General features: G+C 40.1%; 10 protein-coding genes and 1 pseudogene. 4 read left to right on the forward strand and 7 right to left on the reverse strand.

The window, feature by feature from the left end; translation table 11 throughout:
• Positions 1 to 12: 12 nt before the first annotated feature.
• Complete coding sequence (locus A3I5_RS0106955; protein WP_018373890.1) at positions 13 to 1,164, forward strand: HAD family hydrolase; 1,152 nt, start codon at positions 13 to 15, stop codon at positions 1,162 to 1,164.
• A gap of 511 nt (positions 1,165 to 1,675) precedes the next feature.
• On the opposite strand, the gene A3I5_RS0106965 is transcribed toward A3I5_RS0106955, so the two are convergent.
• The 6 genes from A3I5_RS0106965 to A3I5_RS0106990 form a co-directional block, all read right to left on the reverse strand.
• Positions 1,676 to 2,629, reverse strand: coding sequence for a metallophosphoesterase (locus A3I5_RS0106965; protein ID WP_018373892.1), 954 nt, complete (start codon positions 2,627 to 2,629; stop codon positions 1,676 to 1,678).
• Positions 2,630 to 2,650: 21 nt separating this feature from the next.
• Positions 2,651 to 3,646, reverse strand: a complete 996-nt coding sequence (locus A3I5_RS0106970) for an ABC transporter ATP-binding protein (protein ID WP_018373893.1) — start codon at positions 3,644 to 3,646, stop codon at positions 2,651 to 2,653.
• A complete protein-coding gene (locus tag A3I5_RS0106975; protein WP_018373894.1) occupies positions 3,647 to 4,453 on the reverse strand; it encodes an ABC transporter permease in 807 nt (268 codons plus the stop codon).
• The gene (locus A3I5_RS0106980; protein ID WP_018373895.1) at positions 4,450 to 5,304 is read right to left on the reverse strand and encodes an ABC transporter permease; all 855 of its coding nucleotides are present in this window, start codon (positions 5,302 to 5,304) and stop codon (positions 4,450 to 4,452) included. The genes A3I5_RS0106975 and A3I5_RS0106980 overlap by 4 nt, the downstream gene beginning before the upstream one ends.
• 28 nt (positions 5,305 to 5,332) lie before the next feature.
• The gene (locus tag A3I5_RS0106985) at positions 5,333 to 6,463 is read right to left on the reverse strand and encodes an ABC transporter substrate-binding protein (protein ID WP_018373896.1); all 1,131 of its coding nucleotides are present in this window, start codon (positions 6,461 to 6,463) and stop codon (positions 5,333 to 5,335) included.
• Between the two features lie 619 nt (positions 6,464 to 7,082).
• A complete protein-coding gene (locus tag A3I5_RS0106990) occupies positions 7,083 to 11,654 on the reverse strand; it encodes a Rib/alpha-like domain-containing protein (protein ID WP_018373897.1) in 4,572 nt (1,523 codons plus the stop codon).
• 195 nt (positions 11,655 to 11,849) lie between these two features.
• Here A3I5_RS0106990 and A3I5_RS0106995 point away from each other — a divergent pair, with 195 nt between their 5' ends.
• Both A3I5_RS0106995 and A3I5_RS0107000 read left to right on the forward strand, forming a co-directional pair.
• Positions 11,850 to 12,380, forward strand: coding sequence for a TetR/AcrR family transcriptional regulator (locus A3I5_RS0106995; protein ID WP_018373898.1), 531 nt, complete (start codon positions 11,850 to 11,852; stop codon positions 12,378 to 12,380).
• Between the two features lie 426 nt (positions 12,381 to 12,806).
• Positions 12,807 to 13,206, forward strand: a pseudogene (locus A3I5_RS0107000) (IS110 family transposase); the annotation flags it as partial.
• Between the two features lie 198 nt (positions 13,207 to 13,404).
• Here the strand turns inward: A3I5_RS0107000 and A3I5_RS0107005 are convergent.
• Complete coding sequence (locus tag A3I5_RS0107005; RefSeq protein ID WP_018373899.1) at positions 13,405 to 14,679, reverse strand: YSIRK-targeted surface antigen transcriptional regulator; 1,275 nt, start codon at positions 14,677 to 14,679, stop codon at positions 13,405 to 13,407.
• A 305-nt stretch (positions 14,680 to 14,984) separates the two neighbouring features.
• On the opposite strand from A3I5_RS0107005, the gene A3I5_RS11765 reads away from it, so the two are divergent.
• The coding region (locus tag A3I5_RS11765) for a putative Ig domain-containing protein (protein ID WP_040834696.1) at positions 14,985 to 18,481 on the forward strand (3,497 nt) is incomplete at its 3' end.

The following is an 18,481-nucleotide window of genomic DNA, read 5'->3' on the forward strand; positions in this document are numbered from 1 at the left end:
ACGAGGAATACTATGAGTCAATATGTGTTAGAAAATCCTAATTGGGAACCATTTGCCTTGCAGCGAATCAATGAAATTATCTCCAAAAATGGTACTTCTAATCCGATTTCAAGGCAGGATCAACCTTATGCTGTATTTGATTTTGACAATACCTCCTGCTTCTTTGATATTGAGGATCATTTGGTACTCTATCTTATTCATAAATTTGCCATCAAAGTGTCCGAGGAAAAGCTCTATGAGATTTTGACAGCCGGGCCTTACGACATCAAGCAACCCTTGATGGATGGACGGGAGCTATTAACCATTGAACATTTAGCAAAAGATATCGTCCATTATTTTGGTATCCTAAAGAAAGAGCAAGGTAACCTCGACTTGATTGCCTTACGCAAAACCTGTGCTTACCAATTGTTCCGCACGAAATTATTGGCCCATTATTACTATTGCATGAGACTCTTTTCCCCCGCTTCTGGAGAGAATTGGCTGACTTATTGGTTTGCGGGCTATACTGTTGAAGATTTTACAAACTTTGCCAGTGAGATGCTGGATTGGGCACTCCAACTTCCTATCAAAAAAGTGCGATACAGCACAGAAGGACTAGAAAAAGGTTTTAGCGGAAGTGTGACTGTTGATATGGAACAAGGACTTCGGTTTCCAGATGAAATCCGCGAACTCTACAAAGTGCTTCGAAATAATAAGATTGCCACCTATATCATAACAGCCAGTCCACAATTATTGGGGCAGGTTGCAGCAAAACATTACAAGGTGCCAGCCTCTCATGTCTTTGGAGTTCAAGTTCAATTAGAAAATGGTAGGCTGACCTCAAAAATAGCAACTGAAGCTCTGCTGACAAAAGGTATTGGAAAATTAGAGACAATCAAACAGAAGATTGCTCCCTTGCATCGTGGAAATATGCCAATCATGGCTTTCGGTGACTCTGCTGGAGACTACCACATGCTCAGTCAAATCGAAGACTTGCAGCTAGGAGTTCTCTTTAATCGAGGGAACGAGGGTATGACCCAAGAAATCATCCAGAAAGGAATCCGACTTTACCAACAAAGTCAAGCTCCTCTCGTCGTTCAGGGACGTGATGAAAATCTGGCGGTATTTCGTCCCAGTCAATCATCAGTCCTGCTGGATTCCAAGACAGAAACCTTACTACTCTGACAAACTGAAAAGAGACTGACAAAAATACTCAGCCTCAATTCCTTTATAGTTTGAACAGTTTGACACAGTAGTTATCTGGCTTGTAAAATGCTGACAAATCACCATTATTATAACCCACTCAGCAGTTATTCATTGATACTAAAGCACCTAATGACCTGTTCTGCGAGGTGAGCCAACAAAGTTGATTTCAATGAAACTGTGTAGTTTCTATCTTACTCCTTCTTATTTTGATTAGTAGAAAGAGCATTTCGCAGTTATTTGGAGAGAAATCAAAAGGCAAAGAGAGCGGGGCTCAAGTCCAATCTCACCTCTCATCGTTTGCGTCAACATCTCAACGCAGTGGTTGGGAGTAAGACTTGTTGGCTATGCCAACTTAGTCTTACCTCTGCAAAAATCATTAGGCGCTTTAGCGCCGATGAACCACTGCTGATTGGTATCTTTCTATCTAATCCTGAAAATGATAAAGTTAAGAAACTTTTTTATTAGTTGAATTTCTTTCCCATGCTCTTAACTAACAGTCATACTGAACTGTTTGTGTTTCAATACAGCCATCTATTTCATTTAAATAAATCATTCTCACTCCTTTTGGAAGAGTTCCGTAGGTATTGTAACCAGAAGATTGGCCATAGATCAGATGGATATTTTTATAGACGCCATCGAAGTTATTGTCATGGTCATGTCCAACAAACATTCCCCAGATGGATTGACTCATGAGCATTTGGTAAAACAAACCCGAATTGACTTCGGGCGAGGCCACAAAATTCTTAAAAGGAATAGTCGCCGTCTGACCAGTTGACCAAGATAGATTTTCACCGATATCTTCGCTAAATTCCCCTGATTGAATGTCCAGACTTGCCAGCCAATATTCCGGAATAGGAATGTGTTGAAACATCAAATGTTGGTATTTTTTATCTGGGATACTGTATTTTCGGACAGCTTCTTTAAACCAATCAATTTGCTCAGGTGCGACCCAGGCATAGTAGGAATGATTCGTTCCAGAGTAATCGCCTGAATCAATCACAAAACACATTTGATGGATGATTTGACCCGTTGTATCATAGATTGGTACAAGATACGAATACCGATCCTCAAACAAGTGTTCGCCCATTATCAGAGGTTTGTACAGACACTTTTCCTGATAAATCTGCCATAATTGTGCACGCCCAATACCTGATTCAGGTTCTGCATCATGATTGCCAAAAGTAACAACATAAGGGGTTTCAAGCCGATTCACAAAATGGATGAAAGCTTCAAAACTTTTTAATGGATTTTCCGCAAAATGCTTCTTTAGAGAATAGATAATATCTCCCGTAAAAACAATCAAATCCGGCTTGAGTCCTTCAACAGCTTTCTGTAGTTTGTGAAGTGTCTTTTTATCATTTTCTTGAAAAGGGTAGGTTCCTAGATGTGTATCTGTCACTTGCATAATGTAAAACTGATGCGACTCATTGTAACGTAGCTTCATGTGTTCTCCTCTTGTAGTCTGCTAATCAATCACAATAATATCGTCCTTAATCAGGTAAACAGTAATTGAATCTCCAGGATTTTTAAAGAAAGCTGACCGATTCAGCTGGTCCATGATGACCTCTTCGTGATTGACATCTAGCCAAAACCTTAGAACAGATCCAAGCATGGAGGTCCGCTTAACAATCCCTGTCAGGCAATAGTGATCCACAACAGGTTTGATGACTGTCAAAGTCTCTGGACGTAAAGCAATAAGGCGAGCAGCCACTGCAGGACCATCCACCAGCTTTTGAAAGCGTTCCATGGTAAATAAATTATGGTTGCCAATGAATTTTGCAACGTAAGGCGTTTTAGGATGACGGTAAATTTCTGAAGGCGTTCCCTCTTGTTCGACAAGGCCATCAGCCAGAATATAAATTTTATCCGACATGGTCATGGCTTCTTCTTGGTCATGGGTGACAAGAACCATGGTGATGCCCAATCGGTGTTGAATGTCTTTGATTAAGTTTCTCAGCTCCACACGAATTTTGGAATCTAGAGCGGATAAAGGTTCATCTAAAAATAAGACCTTTGGTTCTACAACAAGCGACCGAGCTAAGGCTACACGCTGCTGTTGCCCACCAGATAGATTCTTGGGATAGGCTGTCTCTTTAGTTTCTAAGCCAACTATTTTAAGCATTTCTTTGGCCTTTGCCATGTCGCTAATCCCTTTCATCCGTAAACCAAACATGACATTCTCAAGGACCGTCATATTCGGGAACAAGGCATAATGTTGGAAAACCATGCCAACATTTCGCTCTCTAGGCTCCAATTGGGTAACATCCTTACCTTGTATAAGGATTTTTCCACAATCAATAGACTCAAGCCCCGCGATACAACGCAGGAGGGTCGATTTCCCAGAGCCAGAAGCTCCCAGTAAGGTTGTCAAACTTCCTTCTTCCATTGAGATCGAAATATTTTCAATAACTGTATGGTTTCCGTAGGATTTTGTTAGCTCTCTTACATCAATAAAAGCCATTTACTTCCGTTCCTTTCTCGTTACGCTATTTGTCAGGGCCAATCCAATGACTGTCATCAGGGTCACAATCACAAAGTAGGAGATAGAGATGGCCGCTGTATAGTGACCAGATTTTGTCATGTTTTGCCGTAAGAAGATTTGAATATTTGGAAAATCCCCACCAACCAACAAGTTCAAGGTTCCAAATTCCCCAAATAGGGTTGAGAAGCGGAACAAAGCCGCAGCGATAACACCTTTCTTTATATTGGGGAGAATGATTTTAGTAAAGGCTGTAAACTTGGAAGTTCCTAAAATTTCTGCAGATTCTACAAGAACTTTTGCATCAATAGCACGTAAGGCATTTCGTGTTCCCAACTGGATCATGGGAATACCACCCACAATGTAGGAGCCAATTACCAATACGATCATCGGAATACCCAAACCAGAATATGCTGACATCAAGGCCATGGCTGAAATAACTGCTGGAACAGAAAAGGCCATGATTTGCAGAGAATCCATCATCCATAACCAATGTGTATGGTAAACATAAAGGACGTAGACTGTTGGCACAATTAAGACGATAGAACCAAAAGTCCCAACCAGAGCCAATAGAATTGTCCTTCCCATTGCAGCATAAAACTGTCCATCCTTTAACAGTTCAGCAAACCATTTTACAGTATAGGCTTCAGGAAAAATAGAGGTTGTCCAACTGGTTGCGATTGAATAAAGCAAGGTTGCAGATAAAGGAACGAGTAAATAAACTAATACTGCCAACAATACAACCGCATAAAAGATGGTAAAAAACTTGTGTTGTTTTGTATTTATCATTGTCCTGCCATCCTCCGTCCTCTTTTTTGTAGCCATTGCCCGATGAGCATATTCAACATCAGTATGCTACCCAAGACAACCGCAACTGCGGAGCCAATTTCTGGTTGCGCAAAAATATCGCCTTGGATAGTATTAGCAATGTTGATGGAAATCATATTGACAGAAGAACCTGTCAGAGCCACGGCTGTATCATAAGTCCCAATGCCATTGGCAAACATCATGGAGAAGACACCGATTAAAGATGGAGCCAAAATCGGCAAACCAATCTTTAACCAATAGTCCCTATTTCGAGCCCCTAGCAAGACAGCAGCTTCTCTCCACTTGACATCCAACGCATGATAAATTGGAAGCAACAAGGTAATTCCCAGTGGTATTTGGAAGTAGACAAAGGCGATACGCAATCCCATCACAGAATAGATGGAAAAATGAGATAGAAAATCCCACCCTAACACTCGTGCTAAGTTGATCAATAAACCGGCATTGCCCATTAGCAAAATCAAACCAAACGACAGGGGGACACCGACATAATTAGCCGTTAAATTGGCCACTGAAATAAAGAATTGATTCAGTCTTGGAAAAAAAGCATGGATACCGTATGTCGCAAGCACTGTAATCAAAAGTCCAAAGATTGAGGAATAGAGAGACAATAAAACTGAATTCACAAAACCATCAACGTATTGGTATTCCGTAAAAATCCGAATATAATTCTGAATGGTAAAGGACCCATTTCCAGGTTCACAGAAGCTAGAAATGACCATCATCACCATAGGATAAATCAAAATAGCTGTGACAATGAGAAGGAATACTGACAAAATCAGATAGAAAATAAGTAAACCCTTATTTGTTTTCATCACGTAACTCCTGATAGAGAAAATCAATCTATTTCATTTTAGAAATGACATTCTCCTGCCACAAATTTCCTAATTTTGGCAAGAGGGCATTCCAAGCATCCGCATCCTGAATTGGTGCAACCTTGGCATTTTTATACTCAGAATCTGGAAGCAAGGCCGCTTTTGCATCATCATCCAATTCAACATTGTCCCGAATTGGACGAGCATGTCCACGTGCCAAATTATTTTGCCCATCGTCAGATAAAATATACTCACGGGTCAAGGCTGCCGCGTAAGGTCGTTTTGTATAAGTATTGATAATAGTCGTGTAGCCTGACATAGAAGCACCATCTTGCGGAATGACAACCTTAAATCTGTCTGGACTTGAGGCATTCAAAGTCTTTTGAATCGCAAGAGCATTAAAGTCCCACATTGGAACAACTTGGTGTTCCCCAGCTTCAAGAGTTGCAGTGTCTGATCCTTGAACATTTAAGCGTTTTTCTTCGGCTAATTCCGCAAAATAATCCAAACCTGGTTGGATATCGGTCTCATCGCCACCGTTTGCAACAGCGGCTGAATGCAAGACAAACTGATCCTGATTACCAGATGAAACATCACCAATGGTCAAGGTGTAATCTCCCTTAGACACTTCTTCCCATGAAACTGGAACCTTGCCCTTAGTAGACTCTGTATCAATTAGAAAAGCCATAGTACCTTTATAAGCAAGTAACCAGTAGCCTTCTCCTTCAGGATCTTTTGCCCAGTCAGGAATTTCATCATAGTAAGAAGTTTTGTACGGCAGAGCCAACTGACGGGAAACTGCTTCCGGACCAAAAGCAATGCCGACATCCCCAATATCAGCTGAAGCATCTTTTTTCTCATTTTCAAAAGTCGCCAATTCCTCAGCAGACGCCATATCGGTATCCGTGTGTTCTAGGCCATATTTTTCTTTCAAGTCTGCCCATGTTTCCTTCCAATTTGCCCAAGTATCTGGCATTCCAACAGAATTAACAACACCTTCTTCCTTGGCTTTTTCTTCAATGGTCGCAAGCTCCATACTGTTTAAATCAATAGCGGTACCGTCATCTGATTGCTTTGTTGCACTTCCACATGCTGCGAAAGTTAAACATGCTGTACCAACCATCATCGCGCATAATAAACGTTTAGAAATTGTAGTCATTTTTTCTCCTAATATGAATCAAATTTTTATAGCTTCACTACGCCCTTATTCTATCATCTCGATGTCTAATCAAAATAAAATCTTTGTGAAAATTTTGTAAAGATTGCAAGTCGCTATTTTAAAAGGAGTATGATTCAAAATCACCTTTCGAATCCTCCATCTACGGCTGGGGAGAATGGAAATAATAACAAAACTCCTATGTTAGACTAGATTTTGTGTCGAAAACCAATCTAAAATAACACAGGAGTAAGCAATAGATAAGCAAAATTTATCACATACCAAATGAAAATATCCTATTGTTTTCATCCCCAGATACCGAAAAAAGTCTTGTATGGACAGCTTCATCAAGAGTTCCACGCTATATTATACGCCAAACGCAAAAAGAACCCTTCTTTCAGATTTTTCACAATGAGCCAAAATATCCCGAAATAACGAAAACCAATCATAAGTGCCCATATAAAAACAAAAGCCTATCGGGATTATAAATCACGATAGACTTTTTCAAGAATCAATCTTGGAAAGATAAGATTACTCTATTTAAGTTGAAAAGTGGGCTGACTTTATTAAAATGTCCACACCGATAAACAGAGAAAACTTTATTGACATTTAGGTCAAAAGATTAATCTTCTTCTTTCTTAGGAATAGATAATAAACCAACTGATGCAATAATAGCCAAAGCTGCCATATTAAAGAATGGACTTTCTTTCTCACCTGTTGCTGGCAATTTATTCTCTTTATCTTTATTATCGGCATTTTGATCTTTATTATCGGTATCTTTACTATTAACAACACTTGCTAAAGGTTTCACTTGTTGGTCTTTAGCGATTGGCTCATGCTTAGCTGCGTCTGTACGTGGGTCAACAACCTTAACCGTAACATCAACAGTATCTGTCGAACCATCTGGGTAAGTCACAACAACTTTACCTGGTTTGTCGCCTGCTGTAGTGGTGTCAATTGGAGTTTCAAACGCCACTTTAGTTCCTGCTGGCAATTCTGGTAAGTTCGCTATGGAATCTTCTGCCTTAGGGGTGTCGCCAAGATTTACTTGTTGCTCTTTAGCGATTGGTTCGTGCTTAGCTGCGTCTGTACGTGGATCGACAACCTTAACTGTCACATCAACAGTATCTGTCGAACCATCTGGGTAAGTCACAACAACTTTACCTGGTTTGTCGCCTGCTGTAGTGGTGTCAATTGGAGTTTCAAACGCCACTTTAGTTCCTGCTGGCAATTCTGGCAAGTTCGCTATGGAATCTTCTGCCTTAGGGGTGTCGCCAAGGTTTACTTGTTGGTCTTTAGCGATTGGCTCATGCTTAGCTGCGTCTGTACGTGGGTCGACAACCTTAACCGTAACATCAACAGTATCTGTCGAACCATCTGGGTAAGTCACAACAACTTTACCTGGTTTGTCGCCTGCTGTAGTGGTGTCAATTGGGGTTTCAAACGCCACTTCAGTTCCTTTTGGCAATTGCGGCAAGTTCGCTATGGAATCTTCTGCCTTAGGGGTGTCGCCAAGGTTCACTTGTTGCTCCTTAGCGATTGGTTCATTCTTATCCGCTTCTGTTAATTGCTCCTTAACAATAAACTTGAACTCTTCCGTAACTGGTTGGCCGTCAGCACCCATAACCGGCTTGCCATCTTTACCGAGAACAGCGACAGTAACAGTTGTTTCACCTTCTTTAGTTGGTGTTCCTGTGATTTGGCCTTTTGCTTTATCGTAAGTGACACCATCTGGAAGACCGGTAACTTCAACAGAACCATCTGTTGGTACTTTGTCAACTTTAACAAGAATTGGTGTAATCGCTTCTCCAACAGTGCCAGTTTGGTCATCAATCGGTGTGATAACAGAAGCTGCTGAATTCGGGTCTTTAGAGTTTGTTCCGTCAGTCTTTTCGGTGTCATCTGGAATGCCATCACCATCATCATCGGTATCTTTCACATCTGGTGTACCATCGCCATCAGTATCCCGTTGAACAGTGATAGTAAATGGTTTTTCTACCACACCACTTGCATCGGTAACTTTGACAGTCGTTGTGAAATCACGCGCTTCCTCAGTAGCTTCCCAGTCTGCCAACTTATCTGGTGTACCAGTGACTTCCCCTTTTTCTTGATTATAAGCTAAGCCAGCTGGAAGATCAGTAACTTCAACCTTAGCATTCTTATCATCACTTGTTACGGTAACAGGAATTGGAGTAATTGGCTGACCTTCTGTGACAGTTGCATTGTCAACTGCTACACCTGTCTTAGTTGCTGTTTTAGGATTTTTGTCATCAGTATCTGGAATGCCATCGCCATCATCGTCGGTATCTTTCACATCTGGTGTACCATTTCCGTCAGTATCCAATTGGAATTTAGCTGTTACTTTATCTTCTGATTTATCTGGATAAGTGACAATTACTGGCACTTCAATTTCTTCAGCTGTTGTTCCATCTGGTTTTTCTGGAGCTGTTACAGTTACTTTACCAGTAGATTTGTCAAGGTCAACTTTATATCCGTCTGGTACTTTGAAGTCTTCATCAACCTTGTACTCTGTACCATTTGGTGCTGTTTTACCTTCGCCATAACTTGGAGTTGATTCCGCTGGTTTCCCTGGAACAACCATTGTATCTTTGTATGACGGATCATTCTTTTCTGCTTCAGATTCTTTGATTGTTACGCTAACATCGACTTTGTCTGTTGTTCCGTCTGGATAAGTCACAACTACTGGTACTTTAAATTCTCCCTTGGTATTACCATCTGGGATAACTGCACCCTCTTCAACCTTCAATGTCGGTTGGTCTTTCACATCTTTCGGATAATCAGTTGTCACTGTTGACGTGATTTCGTCTGTTGATGGTGATTGTCCAAATGGTTTTTCTAATTTTCCACCTGTAGCTGTGTAGGTTGTTGTTGCATCATCTTTAACATTCACAGTAGCAAACGTGTGAGCCTTAGAGCCACCTGGATAGGTTACTTCCACCGGTACGACATAGGTCCCTTTCTTAGTTAAGGCATCTCCTTTTACCACAACAGATCCCGTTTCAGGGTCAATTGTCACCATACTTGGATCAACAGATATCGCTCCTTCAGGATATGCATTTTTAACTGAGTCTGGTACTTGGCCTGTAACAGTTGCGAATGTTGTTCCTTCCAGCGGTGCTGTGTCGTTCCCATCTTTGTCTTTAAAGACTGGTTTAGCAGGCTCAGAATCCTTCGCCACAACACCATCTACTGGTTTATATTCGATAAATACCGCAATAAACGAATCCAATGCTAAAGCATTATCTAAAGTCTTTGTGTCTTGACCTTGTTCAAACAAAGCCAGTGTGAAGTTTGTTGTCTTAGTGATGTCACCTGGTACTGTAAACTTCTCAGGTGTTGCTGTTCCTTCTACACTTGATTGAATCACTTGAGGATCGCCTATTGCAACACCATCTCTGAACCATTGAACTTGGTATTCACGAGTTGGTAACAAACCACCCACTGTTGAGTTGGTAACATTTCCAGAAACCGCTACTTTATTCGTTGTGTCATAGTCAATGACATCAAGCATCGGTTGAGGTGCCAAAATAGCAAAATTCAAGCTCGTAATATTAGTTCCAGAACCAGCAACTACGTTTGTAAATACATTATTTGGATTACCAAATAGAGTTTTAGGGAATGCTGGACTCCAAATATTATAGCTAGACAACACTGGAGATACATACAGATAATCTTCGTTAATGTGTCTGTGTTTTTGTCCGATAGTACCATTCCATTTCAGTAACTTACTATTATCGACATCTTCATCTCTAACTACTGTACCAAACTCTTCATCTGTTACAGTGTAAGAAATTTTGGCACCACTATTAGCTTTGTAGGCACTGACACCATATAGACCTCTAAACGGAATGGTGTAATTTCCATTTTTATCAACTGTTGTAATGACTGTCTCGGCAATATGAGATCCCACTCCATGTTGAGCTTGATATTCTTTAAATACCCTCTCTTGTTCTGCTTTAAAATCTTCGCTAGTATACCCAGGGTGACCTTTCTTCCACTGATCAAGCATACGAGTCACTTCATCGTTCAAATAGGAAGCGGCCACTTTCACACCGTTTGCAGGAACGTCATTTCCATCTTTGATCCATTGGTTGGCAAGCGTCCCTGGTCCATCACCATTATCAAACCAAACAGTACCGCTGACTCTACCGTAGATTCCTCTGTCATGCCAAGTACCATCTGCAGTATCAGGAATTTGTACCTCTGCATCTGGCTTAGTTAGCCAATCTTGACTTAACTTTTTCTCTTGGAGAATAACTTGGGAATTAATAATTCTATTTACCCCCGCAGTGAAGTCCCAACTTTCATTTTTACGATTTAAGCGAGTATGGAAACCATAAATTTTATCCCCTGCTTGAATAATATCGTACTTATTGGAATCTGGATTCTCGATCCATGTTCTTACCGCAAACTTAGTATCTCCGGCAAGTTGAAAATGATGCATTTCACCATTAGAATCGACTTCTGGTTTCGATAAATCAAATGCAAAAGTCCCATCTGCTTGTGTAGTTGTGTAATAAACTTTGGAGACGTAGCCTTTGCCATCTACCCATTGCAAGTAAACGTTAACTCCGGCTAATGGCGTATCATCTGGAGCTTGCCCATCAATGCTTCCGCCATTATCTATCCAAGCCTTACCTGAGTAAGTCTGTTTAGCTGAAGAGTCTCCGGGGCTATATATCGCACCTTGTTGAGCTTTCTTTTGAAGTTCTTCAGATACTTCGCTAATTTTATTATCGTCTATACTACCACCATTAGCCACCGTACTATCTAAAGAACGCGTTGCTATGGCAGGAGAAGAGCTAACATTTTTTTCAACAGAAGATTCATCTGAATTGCTAACGTTATCTGTACTCTTTTCTAAGCTATCCTCTGCAGACACCTCAGGTTTAATAACAGATTCAGTCGGCTGTGGTTCCGCCGTATTTTCACCTTCAATATTTGAGACCTCACTTGCTACAGTTGCCTCATCTGATGGTGATGGTGTTTTCTCTGCCTCAGTTGTGGATTCAACTGCTGGGGAAGATTCCTCGGCCAGAACAGTATAACCACTCATTCCTAAAAATGATAATCCCACTAATACAGACGCTGCACCGAATTTAAATTTCTTAATTGAAAAACGTTGTCTTGTCTGTGAGACATCATGGTTCTTTTGCCTAGAATTGTTAAACATTAATTTTCTCCTTGTAAAAGATACATTTCACCAACTAATCTAAGGTGGCTAACCAAATTTTAACGCTTTAGAGATTTTAAAAGTTTACATTAACCCCCTAAATGTAAACCTTTGTGTCTTTTTTTATCATATAATCACCTCTGGCAGAGTTTAGATTTTGAGATCATAATATTTTATGCAAAGGTAATAGGCAAATTGGCAAGTTCAGATAATATTAATTACAAGTTTTTAAGAGCGTTTTCAGAACTATTAAAGACCAAAAACTTTGAACAGATTAAAGTCAATGAGTTAGCAAAAAAAGCTCAACTTAGTAGGAGAGCTTTTTACAACCATTACAATTCAAAAGAAGACTTCCTCAGGGAGTCTATTTTAATAATCTTAGATGATATCACAAAAATTTTAAATTCCGATTTATTATATGAACAAGCCATATTAGAAAAGATGCTACATTATATGTATGCCAACAGAGAAATCATTAAGTCTTTTGTCCATTTTTTCCCCAATATTAATATCATCATTAAAGATTATATCAAAGATATGATTATACATTCTGAAATTCCAAATTTGGAGAAACAACTTGAAACAGCTTATCAGGTTCCCTATAAATTTGCTCTAGATATATATGTTTTTACAATTGAAAGCATTATTTTAAATTGGATAGATAATGATTTCCATGAAAAGCCAGAAGAAATCGCAAAGTATATCACTATTGTTGTCAGAATCTAACCTTTATATCATCAGCTTATGATTAAGTAAATTTAAAACACCTGCTCCGTTTGACCCTTCTTGTGATACCAAACATTTCCACTTACTCGTTGTCGGAAACAAAAGCGTACGTTAATGTAAACAGGAATAGAACCTCAACAAAGCTCACCCCCACATACATGCAAATATGGTACTTCCCTACACAACAAGAAAGCAGAATCATGTCTGACCAACTAGGAAGACCGCTTTGTTATTTTCAAGCTCAGGCTGTGAGTAGAACTACTAATTCGTCCTCACTCACAAAGCCCTTATTAGGTCTATAATCCTAGTGAGGGCTTGGATTTATTGATTTCATTACCGAGAGACAAACTAACCTATACTACCTACCGGGACTCCAAAACGCATTAGGTAAACAAGTTCTGATTATTTAGATAAGGAGGTCCTATCATGGATATTTTTTGCGAATCCTGTACTGGTACTGATATTCACCAAGCTACCATTGTCATCTGTCTTTTATCTGGTCTCCTCACATCCACTCGTCCAAGTTGTAAGGAAAAACGTTTTGACACAACAACCGCTGGACTAGCAGGCTGTCAGCATAGAAAGTACAGGTGTTTTTTGGAAACTGTATGGCACGCCCTTACCAATGACTTTGTGCTTATATTAACCAATCCTGCCCATATGAAAAACATCAAAGGCAGAAAGCGGATAAGAAGGACACCGTTGGATTGCCAAGCTTACTCGAATTGGCCTCTTATCAAAAAGTTTTATGCCTAATAAAACGATACAAGAATTGCGTGAATTAACTCAACACCGAAAACATCTGGTTGAAATCCGTAACAGCGAAGTTATCATAATTGTCTATCCCAACCTCGAAGAACCCCTTTTCTCAATACAAGGGGAAATCTGAAATCTTTCTAAGATTCAAGGTACTCTACTCCTGATGCAATCAAGAATCCTATTTTAAAGTTTGTCTCCTATCCTTTCAACTTTAGAATACTAACAAAAACCCCTCTGATAGTGATCAAAGGAGTTTTTCTGGTATCTACAAAAAGGAAATTTCTCCCCCCCCCCCTTGATTTTTTAGCATACTAAAATAGGTATTAGGGGTTCGGTCAGTTCTTAAGGATTGACCTACATGATGTTTCTGCTTATACTTTATAGGGCTTTCACCAGCCAACTTTTTAAAGGAGCGCGAAAAATTAGATGGACTGGAAAAACCGAGCGCTTCTGTAATTTCTGAAATAGTCACCCCTTCTCTTAATAAGGCTTGCGCTCGTTTTATTTTTAAATCGAGAAAATACTGCTGAATCGTAGTTTTTGTCGCTGTTTTAAAGAGTTTTCGTAGCTTCGATTCACTCATGTGAAAGGCTGCAGCCACTTTGGAAGTCTCTATACTTTTGTCTAAGTTATTCTCAAGGTATTGGATAATCGCGATGATTGTCGGTGAAGTCTTTGAGGCTATCTTCTGTTTGATGTCGCCAATCTTAGTGGTATAAAAGACGATAGAGGCATCACGCAACTTTAACACATCAGAAAGGGATGTCAGCAGTTCATTATCGCGGATAAAAGCGTCCCGCGATGCGTAAGCTGTCTCAACATCTAAGCCGGACTGAATAGCGGTTTGTGACAATCTATCAAAAACGGTTATGGAATAATTTTTCTCCGAGCGTAGTATATCACCACTTACTTTGGGAGCAACAGCATTGCTTAAATAGCTGACAACATCCTTTAACTGCCTAAGATCACCTGTCTGAACAGCTTGTAAGAGCTTACATTCATAATCATAAAGATAAGACTCTGCTGTGTAATGATGTTTAGAAAACTGTTTTATCCGCTCTAAATCAAAAGTTTCAGCCCAACCAGCGGTGTAGTCATGTAAAGGCTGGGATAAGCGATCTTCGACAACACCAGTAAAGCAAAAGTTAATCAAAACAAGCAACTCCCTAATTTGCCCCACAGAAAAGAATGGAAGAGTGTTAAGACTTTTTAAAAAGTAGCCTTGTTCCTTTAAGGCGATTTCTGCTCTTTCCATTTCATGCTTAAAAAAAGTTTCATCGATATTGTTGCTTCGCCACGGCCCAATAATCACAAATTGCTCCTGAAGTTGGTAGGCCAACAACATTTCATTAAAAGGGCCATTATAGAATAGAAAATTAGTGTCCACATGATTAAAGCCGCTTAAAATTTGGTAGTAGTTGTAATAGAGTAAACTCGTTTTATCAGAGCGAAATTCATTGATGATATTAAATGACTTATCAAAAATGATAACAGATAGCCCTAAGCTGCTATGCAAAGATTTTAGAAGCAACATATCCATATGAGATATACTCCTTATTTTTTTCTTGTTTATTTACTATTTTATTAAACATTTTAAAAAAAGTCAAAAGCATTCTAAGATTGAATAGAAATATAAAATATGACACCTTTTTGAAAAAATAAATGCTAAATCAGTCTTTTTTAAGTCGCAAAGATATTCCTATTTTATCTATCATAATATACCATGATAAGGTATAGATATCACTATCATCTACACAATATAGAACGGGAGAGCTTTATGGCAATTTCTTTGCTAAGAGTGTTGTCTGATTCTATAATATTATCTTATGAAAGGCAAAGGAGTTTATGTATAAACCTAAGCATAGCAAGTATTCTCTGCAGAAGAAGCAATACTTTTCAATCAGAAAATTTAAGTTCGGGGCCGCCTCCGCATTAATCGGTGTCGGGCTCTTCGCTTCAGGCAGCGCCCTTGCTCAAGAACAAATTCAAACGACTACACAAATAGAAACTACTGTTTCATCAGATGTATCAGGTAGTCCTACTGATATAAGTAGTACCGTACCAGTAAATATTGAAACAGACAAGTCCGAGTCTACTGTTTTGACAGATGACTCTCACTCTACTCAAGAAACACAGTCATCAGCTGAGGTAGCAAAAACAACAGAAGACAGTGTAGATGAAGCTTCTACCGCTAAAACCAATGGTTCTAGCGAGAAAGAAACTGAACTAGCTAAAACAGACAAATCTGACTCAGCCATTGTAGCAGACAACTCTCGCTCTACTAAGGGGACACAGCTCTTAACTGAGTTAGGTAAAATAGCAGAAAAGAGTGTTGATAAACCTTCTACTTCTAAAACCCCTATTGCTAACGAAAAAGAAGCTGAAACAACTGAAAAATCAGCCACATCAGAGCAAACTGATTCTAGCAATAGCCATATCTTCTATAAAGTTCGTTACCTCGAACAACAAACTGACGGCACAGTAACAACCTTAGCGCAAACATCTGCTAAAGCTCTTCTTGTGCCATCAAATGAAATAGATAAAAAGTACGTTTCAGAAAAGGCAAATTTAAACCAAACTGCTCTTTATGGTTACGAATTAACCGCTAGTACACCAAATTCACAAACTATCTTAGCTTCTGAATTACAAAAGATTAAATACATTGATTTTTATGTCAGAAGAATTGGTTCCACAGCAGTAATATCAGTAGTATCAACTAGCCCAGAAGAACAGTCAACACATAAAAACATCAAGCACCTGGGTGATGGAGTTAAGGGAAATCTTAGCTTAAATATCGGTAGAGCTTATCAATCTATTAACGAATCTACCACTATTCGTCCAGTAGGTGTAACTGTTCAGCAAAGTAAGTCTTCAGCAGAACAGCAGGCACTTCTCAATTTTTCTTATTTGAAACAAGGAGTTGAGAAAGAAATTTCTGGATTACCTGCTGGGTTAACCTTCAACAGCGTAACTGGAGAAATTGAAGGAACTGTTTATCAACCTGGACAGTATACTGTAAAAGTTACGGCAACTGTTGACAATGCTATTGTAGATACTGGTAAATTTGAATTAGATATTAACGCATTGCCAAAAACTGATCAAGCAATCTTTACCGATCACTTGATGAGACCTATCACAGTCAACGGAGCTAAAGATGCTATTGCGATCTCGTTTAGCTATACCAAGACACTTCAAAATCAAACAACTACTCAAGCAGGGCTACCAACTGGTCTAAGCTATAATACGGCAACAACACAAATTGAAGGAACACCGCTTGAGCCAGGTAACTATACGATTCTCTCACAAGCTAGTCGTTTGGCTACAAATGCAGATGGAAGCATGGCTGCCTCTAGTGCTATCACCTATGTAACGGAGACTAATTTATACGTCACAGATCAAGTAAGTTCTGGTCTACCTGTCGTTGTTCCTGAAAATATAATCACAACAGGAAACACCTATACTACAACCGAACAAGCACTCCCTTCTGCTACATCTAACACAGCTGCGCGTGCCTTGCTTAGCAATCAACCGACTCGCTTCAAACGCTCAGCCCTTAGAGCTGCTGCCTCCCCAGAGACTACTGACGGTGTTGTTGGAACGCTCAAGTTGGGAGATTACACAGATGCATCCAACGAATACGATACAGCTATTGGTTATAACGCAAAAACAAATGTTGGCGTTCAAAACAGAGGTGGTGCGATTGCCTTTGGTACGCATACGACAGCCAAGGGTGAAAACACTATTGCTATCGGTAACACAACAACAGCTGAAAAAGATTCTGCTATCGCAGCTGGAGGAAAAGCAGATGGCGTTGGTGCTGTCAATATCGGCTATCAAGGTTCTGCAAATGGTGGCTCTAGTGTCAATATCGGCTACTATGCCAAGACAGAGGGCGAATACGCGACTGCTATCGGGGGACAAGCTAAAGCTAAACAAAACCTTGCTACCGCTATAGGTTCTAGCGCCAATGCTGATGGGTATAACGCCTCAGCTATTGGAGCTGGTGCTAAAGCTAAAGACAATCTATCAACTGCTATCGGAGGCAATGCTCAAGCACAAGAACTTTCAACTGCTATCGGTGCTAACTCTGAAGCTAGCTACTACAATTCAGTCGCTCTAGGGGCACAATCAAAAACAGATGCTCCAGCAAAATCCGTAGATAGCGCAACCATTAATGGCATTAGCTATTCAGGCTTTGCCGGAAAAGCAGCAGAAGAAGGCTCTCAAGTTTCAATTGGTTCTAAAGCTCAAGAACGACAGTTGAAAAATGTAGCCGCTGGTGAAATTTCTGATACCTCTACAGATGCTATCAATGGTTCTCAATTACATCTAATAACTAAAAACTCTCACTGGGTAGCAACATCTGGCGCTGTCGGAACTGGTACCCAACATCCAGTCCATGAGTCAAACGCTGGTCCAAGTGATCAAAAAGTTCACAGTGGCGATAAGTTAACCTTCCGTGCAGGAAACGGTCTCAATATCGAACAAAACGGAAACGTCTTCACTTACTCTCTTAACAAACAAACCCCTAAATTAGAAGTAATTCCAGGTTCTAATGGATCTTACACCATAAAATACACAGATGCTTTTGGTCAACTATCAACAGCCGAGTTTACCGTAAATACTATCAAAGGTGAAAAAGGTGAAAAAGGTGAAAAAGGCGACAAGGGCGATCCTGGTAAGAACGGTCTTAACGGTAAAGATGGTAAGAACGGTGCTGCTGGTTTCGCTGATGTCAAAGACAACGGAGACGGAACCAAGACTATCACTACCGGTACTGACAAAGATGGAGATGGTATTGTCTCCGAAAATGAGAAAACGTCTGTCACTGTCTCTGATGGCAAGAAGGGCGATAAAGGCGATAAAGGCGATAAAGGCGATAACGGTCTTAACGGTAAAGATGGTAAGAATGGTGCTGCTGGTTTCGCTGATGTCAAAGATAACAACGACGGCACCAAGACTATCACTACTGGTACCGACAAGAATGGTGATGGTATTGTCTCTGATGATGAGAAGACCTCTGTCACTGTGACCGATGGAGCTAAAGGCGACAAGGGCGATAACGGTCTTAACGGTAAAGATGGTAAGAATGGTGCCGCTGGTTTCGCTGATGTCAAAGACAACGGAGACGGAACCAAGACTATCACTACTGGTACCGACAAGAACGGTGATGGCATTGTCTCTGAAAATGAGAAAACGTCTGTTACTGTCTCTGATGGCAAGAAAGGCGACAAAGGTGACAAGGGTGATCCTGGTAAGAACGGTCTTAACGGGGCTCCTGGAATTAACGGAGCTGCCGGGTTCGCTAAAGTCATAGATAATAAAAATGGTACTAAGACTAT

This window comes from Streptococcus merionis DSM 19192 (assembly GCF_000380085.1).
Taxonomy (GTDB): Bacteria; Bacillota; Bacilli; order Lactobacillales; family Streptococcaceae; genus Streptococcus; species Streptococcus merionis.